The organism is Rickettsia sp. TH2014, assembly GCF_019249195.1.
GTDB classification, from domain to species: Bacteria; Pseudomonadota; Alphaproteobacteria; order Rickettsiales; family Rickettsiaceae; genus Rickettsia; species Rickettsia felis.
In genome coordinates this window covers 1-11,639 of record NZ_MXAX01000120.1, presented here as the reverse complement: position 1 = coordinate 11,639, position 11,639 = coordinate 1, and the positions used below count along the sequence as shown (strand labels likewise).

Genomic DNA, 11,639 nt, shown 5'->3' with positions numbered 1-11,639 from the left:
AGGCGTAACTGCAATATGGAGGCATGACCACATAATATATTAGATAAAAATTTTCAAAAATATTTAAATGCTTTATTTCATGTAAAGAAATATCATGACTGTAAAAATGAAAAATTTGAACATAAGTTTTATAATGCTTATATTAATGCTGAAGCAGTTAACCAGCCAGTTTTATCTTTAAAAATATTGTCATTAGCTACAGTTAATAACTTCTTTAATACGGATGATTTAATTAACGATAATATGATAAAAGATGTACTTACTCGATGCGATATTAATTTATTAGGAAATAATCCGCTTATAGAGGAGTCTACTATATGATTTTATTGTAAACACCAACAATTTATATCATGTTATTAATTGAATCCTTGAAATTCTTTAAGCCTATATGTATATTTAGTTATTAACTGAATTTAAGTTCCTATGAAATTAACAAAATTATTAAGCATCTTTTTTATTATAGGCCTATCTTTAAGTGGCTGTAAAAGCAAAAAAAACAGTGATGATATAGTAGTTCCTATACCTACGCTTTATAACGAAGGTGTTACTTTGTTAGAAAAGAAAAAATATAAGAAAGCTGCGGAAGAATTCGGAAGAGTATTTTACCAACATCCAGGTAATGAAATGACGCCGCAAGCTGAATTGATGCAGGCCTATTCTTTATTCCTTGCCGCTCAATATGAAGAAACGGTTGACGTACTTGATATGTTCATTAATTTGCACCCTGCAAATGTTGACATTGCTTATGCATATTACCTTAAAGCATTATCATATTATATGTTAATTTCAGACGTATATCATGATCAATCTAGAACTTTCTTAGCTAAAGATAGTTTTGAAGATGTAATAGCAAAATTCCCAAATACTAAATATGCTATTGATTCATCTTTAAAAATCGACTTAGTAAACGATCATTTAGCAGGTAAAGAGATGATGGTAGGTCGGTTCTACTTAAAGAATAAGAATCCGATGGCAGCAATTAACAGATTTGAAGAGGTAATTGATAATTATCAAACTACTTCTCACTCGGTAGAAGCTCTTTACCGTTTAGCTGAAAGCTATATGATGCTTGGGCTGCCGGATGAAGCAAAGAAATACGCCTCGGTGCTAGGTTATAATGATCCTGATAATCAGTGGTATAGTTACGCATATAAGTTGGTTAAGTAGTAAGATATTCATGGTTCTTAAAAAATGTTCGATGTCATTCCCGCGGCAGCGGGAATCCAGTACTTTAAAGCTTTTTTTAAAGCTCGATTTATCTCACTTTACGCTGGATTCCCGCTTCCGCGGGAATGAAATAAACGAACCGTACAACGCAGCTTTTCAAATTCATCGAGTATAACTATGTTTCATAGTCTCTCAGTCAAAAACTTCATTCTGATAGACGAGCTGGAAATTGAGTTTAATAAAGGTTTATGCGTTATTACCGGTGAAACGGGAGCTGGTAAATCTATTTTACTTGACGCTATTTTATTTTGCCTTGGTTATAAAACTTCAAACAATATAATAAAGCGTGGAAAAGATTACGCTGTTGTTAATATAATATTCTCTTTAAATGAAGAGATAAAAAACTTTCTAATCCAAAATTTTATTGAGCCTGAAGAGTTATTGCTTGTAAAATGTTTGCAAAAAGCCGAAGGGCGAAAAAATTTTTTTATTAATAATCAAGTAGTTAATAAAGCTATAATGCAGCAATTAGCTACTTATTTATTTGAACTTCATGGACAAAATAATAATATTTCCCTTCTATACGCCAATACTCAGCGTGATATTTTAGATAGTTACGGAAATCTTTTGGACTTCCGAGTCGAGCTTTCCAAATGTTATCAGACTTGGCAAAATACTCGGAAAGAAATTGCTGAAATAACACTTAAACAAAATTCTATAAACCAAGAAATCGATTATTTGAGCTTTGCAACGGAAGAATTAACTAAGCTTAATATTCACATAGGCGAAGAAGAGAAACTTACAAATATACGAAAAGATTTGCAAAATAAAGATAAGGATTTACAGTTAATAAAAGATATTCTAGAACAGATTAATAACCCCGAAATAAATACATCGATTAATAGAGCAGAGAAATTATTAGCAAGGCAAGGCGATAATGAGCGTTTTGAAGCTATTGCTACAAGCTTAGAAGAAGCCTATAATAACCTAGAAGAAGCACGCCAAGGATTATCAAATCTGTTAGATAGTTTTAATTATGAGGAATATAATCTTGAAGAAACAGAAGAACGATTATTTTTAATAAAAGCTATTAGCCGCAAATATAATGTTCCTGCTGATGAATTGGGTATATTTTTAGATAAATCTTTAAAGCAGCTCGGTATATTAAAAAACAAAATAGCGAATAGTAATGAGTTAAAAGCTCAAGAAGTGCTATTACAGAAAAAATATTATAAACTAGCAAGCGATTTATCCGTAAAGCGTCTTATTGCCGCAAAACATCTAGAAGAATCGTTGCATCAGGAGCTAAAACAGCTTAAAATGGCGAAAGCAATTTTTGAGATTGAGATAATCGCCGGAAAAGAGCCGACAGCCGGCGGTAATGATGATGTTGTGTTTAAAGCTTCTACTAACCCCGGAATGGCAACCGAAGCAATCAATAAAATCGCTTCCGGCGGTGAATTATCAAGGTTCATGCTTGCTTTAAAAACTTCTTTGTTTGATAAAATGGTAAAACCATCTATTATATTTGATGAAATAGATGTTGGGATTGGCGGAGAGGTCGCAGATAAAGTAGGTGAGCGATTAAAAAAACTTAGTAGCGTTACTCAAGTAATAGTTATTACGCACCAGCCGCAAGTAGCAGGTAAAGCAGATTTGCATATAAAAATAAAGAAAACACAGCTAGAGAAAGAAACAAAAGTAACGGTAAAAGCTTTAAATTTAGCTGAGAGACAGGAGGAACTCGCCCGCATGATTTCAGGTAAGACAATCACCGAAGCAAGTTTAAAAGCAGCAAAAGAGTTGTTGCATTTGTAATAATCGTCATTGCTGGGTATCGTGGATCATTAATCGTCATTGCGAGCGACTGAAAGGGGCATGACAATCTCAGGAATTCACCCGAGATTGCTTCGTCGACGCTTATAGCGTCTCCTCACAATGACAAAAAACAAGGAACATATGAGCAACTACACAAAATTAGAAAACGAATTTGCGACCATTTCGCATTTTAATAATATATTGGGCATATTATACTGGGATATTGCCGTAAATATGCCTATGGGTTCAGGTGAGAGTAGAACAAACGAAATAGTAACTTTAACGTCGCTCGTTCACTCGCTGCTCAAATCTCCTATGCTAAAAGAGTTAGTTAGCAAGGCAAAAGAAGAATCAAAGAACCTTGATGAATGGCAGAATGGTAATATTAGAGAGATTGAGAGGCAAATAATAGATGCAAATTGTATAGATGAGCAGCTACAAAAGAAACTAGTAGCAGCGACTACCAAAGCTGAACTTGTTTGGCGAGAAGCAAGAAAAAATAATGACTATAATTTATTCAAACCGCATTTACAAAAAGTTTTAGATTATACGAGAGAAGTTGCTAAAGTACGAGCAGATGCTTTTAATTGCGGATTATACGACTCATTAATAGATATGTTTGATCCAAGCAGAAAAAGTAGCGAAATCAAACAAGTTTTTTCAGTGCTTAAAAAAGAACTCCCACAACTCATAAATAAAGTTTTAGAAAAACAGAAAAGCGAGAAAGAACTAGTAAAGAACACCGAACTAGCTCCTGAAATGCAAAAACGTATCGGAAAACGCATTATGGAAATTATGCAGTTTGATCTAACAAAAGGATGCTTAGACGAATCTACTCATCCTTTTTGCGGTGGAACACCAAACGATATACGTTTAACTACTAGGTATTATAAAGATAATTTCATAAGCGGTTTAATGGGAATTATTCACGAAACAGGTCATGCTCTATATGAGCAGAATCTACCGGAAATGTATAAAGGACAACCGGTAGGACGTGCTAAAGGTATGGCTTTTCATGAAAGCCAATCTTTATTTATGGAGATGCAAGTAGGTAGATCAAGAGAATTTACAGAATTTTTAGCCAAATTACTTCGAGACGAATTTGCTTTTAAAAGCGAAGAATATTCAGCAGAAAATTTATATAGAAAGATTACTAAAGTTAAACCTGATTTTATAAGAGTGGATGCAGATGAAGTAACTTACCCTCTGCATGTAATATTACGTTTTGAGATAGAGGAGCTGCTCATCACCGGGGATTTGAATCTTGATGAGTTACCAAGCTTTTGGGATAATAAGATGCAAGAATATTTGAGGCTAAAACCGGTAAGCTTTAGTAATGGCTGTCTTCAAGATATTCACTGGTCACACGGAAATTTCGGTTACTTTCCCGCCTATACAAACGGTGCAATTATCGCATCAATGGTGATGAAAAAAGTAAAAGAGATGTATCCTAATATAAAAGATGATATATTAAAGGGTGATTTTAGTAATCTAAATAATTATCTAAATAAGAATTTTAGAAATCTCGGCTCGTTAAAAAATTCAGCCGATTTATTAAAAAGTGCTAGCGGTGAGGACAAGATAAATCCTGAAGTGTATATAAGGTATTTAGAGGGGAAATATTTATAGTAATAAAACTGTCATTGCAAGAAGGCATTGCCTGCGTGGATACTGAAACGCCATTGCGAAGAAATTACGAAGTAATTGACGAAGCAATCTCAGGATATTTGACGAGATTACCACGCAGCCTATGGCTACTCGCAATGACGACTCCCGTATCCCTCGCAATGACGTTAATCAAACAATAATATGGCAGAAGACTTAAAAAAAACAGGTTATTTATTTGGCGGGAACGCCGTTTTTGTTGAAGAGCTATATAAGCAATATTTAGCCAATCCCGCCTCGGTTGATCAAACTTGGCAAGAATTTTTTGCCGGCATTAAGGATAATAGTACCGTGCTTAATAAAAGTACGGCAAAGATAATTATTCCTTATGAAATAAAAAAAGAACCGCTAAATAATAATCTATCTTCTGAAGTCTTAAATAACAGACACCTTGCCAAACCAGCTTATAGAGAGGAACTTAAAGGAGACACGGAACGCAGTACCGCAGCGTATATAGACATACGTGAGGATNCGAGTACCGGATCGACGTCTAAATTACCTCTAGAAGCGAAGTTTGGAAAGATGTCTAGTTTAAAAGCTAAAGCAATGATCAATGCTTATCGCAAGCATGCTCACTATTTAGCGAATCTTGACCCGCTTGGTCTTGAGCTACGTAAAACAAAAAATGATTTAAAGCTTAATATAGAAACTTTTGGCCTTGATAACAGTCAACTAGAGGAAAATATCAATATCACGGATGAATTTGTCGGTACTTGGAACTGTAAATTATCTGAATTAATTACCAAGCTCGATAAAGTTTATACAGGTTCTATCGGTGTTGAATTTGAGCAAATAGAAAATGTAGATGAAAAAAATTGGTTATATAATAAGCTAGAAAGTGAAGTTACATTTTCTTCTGAAGACAAAAAAACTATCTTAAATGATTTAGTAGAAGTAGAAGGGTTTGAGCAGTATCTACATACTAAATTCCCAGGAGCTAAGCGTTTTTCCGTTGAAGGCGGAGATGCTTCTATAGTTGCTATGAGTAAAGCTATAGATTTATCCATGAATCAAGACGTTGAAGAAATCGTTATTGGTATGGCGCATCGAGGGAGATTAAACACTCTGACTAAAGTAGTCGGCAAACCTTATAAAGCCGTTATTGCGAGTTTCATAAGCGGTAGTGTATTTCCTGATGAATTAAATGTTTCAGGTGACGTGAAATATCATCTAGGCTATTCATCTGTTAGAGTCATTGGGGATAAAAAAATACATTTATCACTTGCCGATAATCCATCCCATTTAGAGGCAGTAAATCCTATAGTTGCAGGGAAAGTAAGAGCAAAACAGGATATACTTAACGATGCTAAACGCAATAAAGTTAAGGCCATTCTAATGCATGGTGACGCTGCTTTTTGCGGTCAAGGAGTAGTTGCAGAGTGCTTGTCGATGTCGCCGCTTGTTGCTTATGATATCGGCGGGATATTACATTTCGTAATTAACAACCAACTAGGCTTTACGGCAAATGCTGCGGATACTAGATCTAGCAGATATTCTACGGAGTTTGCTAAAATCATAGCTGCTCCGATTTTGCACGTTAACGGTGATGATATAGAAGCGGTATTAAAAGCAACTAATATTGCAGTAGAATACAGGCAAAAATTCGGTAAAGATGTTGTGGTAGAAATTATTTGTTACCGCAAATACGGGCATAATGAGGGCGATGAGCCGATGTATACTCAAGGTAAGATGTATAATATTATTAAAAGCAAACCGACCCCTGGAAATATTTACGCAAATGAGTTAGTAAAAAGCGGTATAATTGATAATAATTATTTTGCTAAGTTAAAAGAAGAATTTAAAGCAAGACTAGATAAGGAATATGAGCAGGCAAAAAGTTATAAGCCGGAAGTACATTTCTTAGGTGGGTTATGGCAAGGCATTTCTCGCACCTCTACACAAGCTGCAATAACGGGCGTCGAAAAAAAAACATTACAAGATTTAGGAACTAAACTATGCGAAATACCGAAAGATTTTGCCGTTAATCCAAAACTTGTAAAACTATTTGAAGCTCGAAAAGCTAATCTGACTAACGATCAGCCTATTGATTGGGCAACAGCTGAGCAGCTAGCTTTTGCAAGCTTGCTTAGCGAAAGTACAAATATAAGGCTAACCGGACAAGACTGCGGACGCGGTACTTTCTCGCATCGTCATTCAGTATTGCACAACCAAATTGACGATACTACCTATATACCTCTAAATAATTTATCTAAGACACAAGCAAAATACGAGGTAGCCGATAGTAATTTATCTGAATATGCGGTGCTTGGTTTTGAGTATGGTTATTCACTCGCAAATCCAAAAAATTTAGTTTTATGGGAAGCACAATTCGGTGATTTCGCTAATGGAGCTCAGATCATTTTTGACCAGTTTATTTCAAGCAGCGAAACAAAATGGCTTCGTATGAGCGGACTTGTGGTCCTACTTCCGCACGCATTTGAAGGACAAGGACCTGAGCATAGTTCGGCAAGGCTTGAGAGGTTCTTGCAGCTAGCGGCTGAGGATAATATGTATGTTACATATCCAACTACTCCTGCCTCGATTTTCCACCTGCTACGTCATCAAATACTTGATGATACCCGCAAACCGCTAATCGTAATGTCGCCGAAATCATTATTACGTCATAAATATGCCGTATCTAAACTTGATGAGCTAGGCGAAAATACTACTTTCTTACCGGTTTTAGATGAGGTAAATAAACTAGACACAAACAATATTACTAAAGTAATTTTATGTAGCGGTAAGGTATATTACGATCTATTTGTAATGCGTGGCAATAACAGTAACATAGCGATTATTAGGCTTGAGCAATTATACCCTTTTGAAAAAAAACTTGTAGCATCACTATTAAAAAAATATAATAGGACGCAGGAATTTATTTGGTGTCAGGAAGAACCAAAGAATATGGGAGCTTGGCGTTATATAGTTTCTCACTTAAACGATGCTTTAAAAGAAGCAGGAATTAATGACGAATTTAAATATATAGGCAGAGAGGAATCGGCCTCTCCGGCAGTAGGTTCGCTGCAAGCGCATAATAAACAGCAAGAGAAGCTATTAAGGGAAGCATTGGGGATGTGATTCTTTGGGGTATATTACCTAAGAATCGTCATTGCGAGCGACTGAAGGCGTCGCCCTCATGGATACCCGAATCGTCATTGCGAGAAGCGAAGCGACGTGGCAATCTCGTCACATCTCCTGAGATTGCTTCGGCGAATTACTTTGTAATTCTTCTCGCAATGACGGCTTTGGTCTCCATGCAGGCAAGGCCTCCTCGCAATGACGATAAAAATATAGGAGTAAAATAAATTATGAGCGTTAAAATTATAGTACCATCGCTTGGAGAATCCGTAACGGAAGCAACTATTGCCAAATGGTATAAGAAAGAAGGTGATTCGGTTAAAACCGATGAATTACTGTTAGAAATTGAAACTGAAAAAGTAACTTTAGAAGTTAATGCTCCTTGTAACGGCACTATAGGTAAAATATCGAAAACTGACGGTGCAAATGTAGCAGTTGGCGAAGAAATAGGCGAAATAAATGAAGGGACAGCTGCAAATACTGCGGGTACTAATAATGAATCTGCTAAAGCTCAAGCAGTTACGCAACCTACTTCAGAAAAGCCTGTAGAGAAACCTGCCGTGGTTAATAATATTCTTGCTCCTTCCGTACAAAAATTAGTTACCGAAAATAAGCTTGATCCCAATAATATAAAAGGAACAGGTAGAGACGGTAGAATTACCAAAGGTGACGTGCTTGAAACGATAAACACACCGTCTGCTGCTACTTCTACTCCTACAGTAAACAAAACTAATGAAGAAAGAGTACAGCGTGTTCGTATGTCACGCTTGCGTAAAACTATTGCACAGCGTTTAAAAGATTCACAAAATACGGCAGCTATTTTGACTACTTTTAATGAAATTGATATGTCAAAAGTAATTGCCTTGCGTAATCAATATAAAGAAGAGTTTGAGAAAAAGCACGCTGTGAGACTTGGCTTTATGTCGTTTTTTGTTAAAGCAACAATTGAAGCTTTAAAGTTTATTCCGTCGGTAAATGCTGAAATAGACGGCGATGATTTAGTATATAAAAATTACTATGACATAGGTGTAGCTGTCGGAACAGAGCAAGGACTTGTTGTACCGGTTGTTAAGGATGCCGATAAAATGGGATTTGCCGAAGTGGAAAAAGCTATAGGCACTCTGGCTAAAAAGGCTCGTGAAGGTAAACTTTCTATGGCTGATTTGTCAGGGGGGACATTCTCGATTTCTAACGGAGGCGTATATGGTTCATTATTATCTACACCAATTATTAATCCTCCTCAATCAGGTATTCTAGGCTTACATAAAACCGAGGAAAGAGCTGTAGTTATAGACGGTAAAATTGAAATATGTCCGATGATGTATATAGCTTTATCTTACGATCATCGCATAATTGATGGGAAAGAAGGAGTATCGTTCTTGGTAAAAATTAAGGAACTAATCGAGAATCCTGAGAGGTTATTGTTGAATTTATAGAAAATATCGTCATTGCGAGCAGCCGTAGGCTGCGCGGCAATCTCATGTAATAATAACAAATTCCTGAGATTGCTTCGTCAAAATTTTCAATTTTTCCTCGCAATGACGTGGTCTCGTTTTACTTTTTGAAAAAAAGTAAAATTATTCAAAGAAAGGAAATATACAATAATGATAAAATGTACTCGTCGTATTGAGTTCGATGCAGGACATAGAATTATAGGGCATCAAAATAAATGTCAATTCCTGCACGGTCATCGCTATGTTCTTGAGATCGCTATAGCCGCAAACAAAACCGATAAACTTGGTATGGTAATCGATTTTGGTTTAATTAAGGATGCAGCTAAAAAATGGATTGATGAAAATTTTGATCATAGCTTAATCCTACATCAAGACGATAAGGAAATGGGGCGGCAAATAGAAAATTGTACCGGTCAAAAAATATATTACATGCAGAATAACCCAACTGCAGAAAATATAGCGACGCATTTAAAGAATGAAATTTTTCCTAAACTTTTCGTAGGTCAAAACTTCTTCGTAGCGAGCCTAAAACTATATGAAACACCTAATTGTTTTGTTGAGGTTTAAGTGTGTATCTTTATAGAATGAAGAGGAGTCATACGAAGATCAACTTGGAAAAGAGCAAGGAATTTGTAAGCAGAGGAGCGGAGCGTACAAAAGTACGTGAGCATCCGAGGACTTACAAAGATGACGTAGCCAATTTTTCAAGTCCATCGAGTATGCAAGATTACTGTTTAATTTTAACTACTACAAATGATCTGCAAATTGCCGAGAAAATAGCATCTGTTTTGTTAGAATTAAATCTTGCTGTCTGCATTCAAATTGACGATGTCAAAAGTTACTTTAGATGGGATGGGAGAGTAACTTTAGAAACCGAATATAGACTTGTAATTAAAACAAAATCTTCTAATTATAACGAAATTGAAAATAAACTCCTTGAAATTCATAATTATGAATTACCGCAAATAATAAAAATAAATATTGACTATGGCTTTCAAAAGTACTTAGAATGGATTGACCAAAATAGTAAATAAACTTATAGTCGAGCAAATTTAAAAATTAAGTAAGTAAATTATGAAATTATGGCAAAAAGTTACCTTAGGGTTAATCTTAGGTATTATATTTGGTATATACTTACCACAATATGTTAATTATATTAAACCTATCGGTGACATTTTCTTACGCTTGATAAAAATGATCATTACCCCTTTAATTTTCTTTAGCTTGGTTTCCGGTATCACTAGTATGAATGATACTTCCGCCCTTGGCAGAGTAGGAATGAAAGCGGTAGCTGCTTTTTTAGGTACTACTTTTTTTGCCACGGTTTTTGGGCTTACTGTTGCCTTAGTATTAAAGCCGGGAGTAGGCATACATATAGATTTTACCTCTTCAGGAACGACAAGTAGAGCTTCATTTAATATAATTGATTTTTTTGTAAATATCGTCCCTGATAATGCTGTTGGGGCTTTTGCAAACGGTGATGTCTTGCAAGTTGTATTTTTTGCTATTTTTGTTGGGACTACCTTAAACAAAATGAAATCTATCGGTGAACCTGTGACTGATTTAATTCATGTAATGTCAAAATTAATATTAAAAATGATATCGTTTGTTATTCAATTATCCCCTTACGGTGCTTTTGCTTTAACAGGCTGGATTGTAGGCATGCAGGGAGTTGAAGTAATGATTAGTTTATCGAAACTTGTTGTAGCGGTAGTTGTGGCAATGACATTTCAATATTTAGTTTTCGGCTTACTTATATATGTATTCTGCCGTGTTTCCCCTATACCTTTTTATAAAAAAAGTTTTGAATATCAGATACTTGCTTTTTCTACTTCAAGTAGTAAGGCAACTCTTGCAACTACTATGCAAGTTTGTCGTGAAAAGCTTGGCATTTCAGAGTCTAGTACTTCATTCGTACTTCCGATAGGGGCGTCAATTAATATGGACGGATTCGCCATAAATCTATCTCTTACTACTATATTCTTTGCTCAAATGATGGGAGTAACACTTGCTCCTCATGACTATTTAGTAATTATTCTCACCTCGACACTTGGATCTATCGGCGGAGCTGGTATTCCCGGCGCCTCTTTGATAATGCTTCCTATGGTTCTTTCTTCGGTTCACTTACCTATAGAGGGAGTAGCAATTATTGCCGGTATTGACCGAATACTTGATATGCTACGTACTACTATCAATATTACCGGCGATGCAACAATTACTATGATTATAGATAACAGCGAAGATACTTTAGATAAGGAAGTATATTTATCTTAATTATATTAAGGCCGGATATCGTCATTGCGAGGAAATTGCATAGCAATTGACGAAGCAATCTCAGGAGTTTGTTATCATTTCATGAGATTGCCACGCCGCTTCGCTCCTCGCAATGACGACTGGGAGTCTACGCAAGCAAGCCTTTCTCGCAAGGCATTGTTGCGTGGAGATTAAAAAAAGTCA

General features: G+C 35.7%; 10 protein-coding genes. All 10 read left to right on the top strand.

Features of this window, described 5'->3' with window-relative positions; translation table 11 throughout:
* Nucleotides 1-186 precede the first annotated feature (186 nt).
* The 10 genes from KYQ89_RS07660 (at nucleotide 187) to KYQ89_RS02240 (ending at nucleotide 11,456) form a co-directional block, all read left to right on the top strand.
* A complete protein-coding gene (locus KYQ89_RS07660; RefSeq protein WP_256621199.1) occupies nucleotides 187-321 on the top strand; it encodes a hypothetical protein in 135 nt (44 codons plus the stop codon).
* Nucleotides 322-423: 102 nt separating this feature from the next.
* On the top strand, nucleotides 424-1,167 hold the full coding sequence (locus tag KYQ89_RS02280) for an outer membrane protein assembly factor BamD (protein WP_218460234.1): 744 nt from the start codon (nucleotides 424-426) through the stop codon (nucleotides 1,165-1,167).
* Between the two features lie 177 nt (nucleotides 1,168-1,344).
* Nucleotides 1,345-2,985 (top strand): DNA repair protein RecN, encoded by a 1,641-nt coding sequence (recN, locus tag KYQ89_RS02275; RefSeq protein ID WP_218460233.1) that lies wholly within the window; start codon nucleotides 1,345-1,347, stop codon nucleotides 2,983-2,985.
* 141 nt (nucleotides 2,986-3,126) lie between these two features.
* Entirely contained in the window at nucleotides 3,127-4,614 is a 1,488-nt protein-coding gene (locus KYQ89_RS02270; RefSeq protein WP_218460232.1) for a carboxypeptidase M32, read from the top strand.
* Between the two features lie 180 nt (nucleotides 4,615-4,794).
* On the top strand, nucleotides 4,795-7,728 hold the full coding sequence (locus tag KYQ89_RS02265; protein ID WP_218460231.1) for a 2-oxoglutarate dehydrogenase E1 component: 2,934 nt from the start codon (nucleotides 4,795-4,797) through the stop codon (nucleotides 7,726-7,728).
* A complete protein-coding gene (locus tag KYQ89_RS02260) occupies nucleotides 7,725-7,955 on the top strand; it encodes a hypothetical protein (RefSeq protein ID WP_218460230.1) in 231 nt (76 codons plus the stop codon). Before KYQ89_RS02265 ends, KYQ89_RS02260 begins: the two co-directional genes overlap by 4 nt.
* Nucleotides 7,956-7,958: 3 nt before the next feature.
* Nucleotides 7,959-9,164 carry a 2-oxoglutarate dehydrogenase complex dihydrolipoyllysine-residue succinyltransferase gene (gene odhB / locus KYQ89_RS02255; protein WP_218460229.1) on the top strand — a complete coding sequence of 402 codons (1,206 nt, stop codon included), beginning with the start codon at nucleotides 7,959-7,961 and terminating at the stop codon, nucleotides 9,162-9,164.
* 168 nt (nucleotides 9,165-9,332) lie between these two features.
* Nucleotides 9,333-9,749, top strand: coding sequence for a 6-pyruvoyl trahydropterin synthase family protein (locus KYQ89_RS02250; RefSeq protein WP_218460228.1), 417 nt, complete (start codon nucleotides 9,333-9,335; stop codon nucleotides 9,747-9,749).
* 152 nt (nucleotides 9,750-9,901) lie between these two features.
* The gene (gene cutA, locus KYQ89_RS02245) at nucleotides 9,902-10,216 is read left to right on the top strand and encodes a divalent-cation tolerance protein CutA (RefSeq protein WP_256621200.1); all 315 of its coding nucleotides are present in this window, start codon (nucleotides 9,902-9,904) and stop codon (nucleotides 10,214-10,216) included.
* 40 nt (nucleotides 10,217-10,256) lie between these two features.
* Nucleotides 10,257-11,456, top strand: a complete 1,200-nt coding sequence (locus tag KYQ89_RS02240; protein ID WP_218460227.1) for a dicarboxylate/amino acid:cation symporter — start codon at nucleotides 10,257-10,259, stop codon at nucleotides 11,454-11,456.
* Nucleotides 11,457-11,639 lie beyond the last annotated feature (183 nt).

What these genes read in the sequence shown, in the direction of transcription:
- KYQ89_RS02280 (WP_218460234.1), top strand. Translation starts at nt 424, where the DNA reads ATGAAATTAACAAAATTATTAAGCATCTTTTTTATTATAGGCCTATCT.
- recN (WP_218460233.1), top strand. Translation starts at nt 1,345, where the DNA reads ATGTTTCATAGTCTCTCAGTCAAAAACTTCATTCTGATAGACGAGCTG.
- KYQ89_RS02270 (WP_218460232.1), top strand. Translation starts at nt 3,127, where the DNA reads ATGAGCAACTACACAAAATTAGAAAACGAATTTGCGACCATTTCGCAT.
- odhB (WP_218460229.1), top strand. Translation starts at nt 7,959, where the DNA reads ATGAGCGTTAAAATTATAGTACCATCGCTTGGAGAATCCGTAACGGAA.
- KYQ89_RS02250 (WP_218460228.1), top strand. Translation starts at nt 9,333, where the DNA reads ATGATAAAATGTACTCGTCGTATTGAGTTCGATGCAGGACATAGAATT.
- cutA (WP_256621200.1), top strand. Translation starts at nt 9,902, where the DNA reads ATGCAAGATTACTGTTTAATTTTAACTACTACAAATGATCTGCAAATT.
- KYQ89_RS02240 (WP_218460227.1), top strand. Translation starts at nt 10,257, where the DNA reads ATGAAATTATGGCAAAAAGTTACCTTAGGGTTAATCTTAGGTATTATA.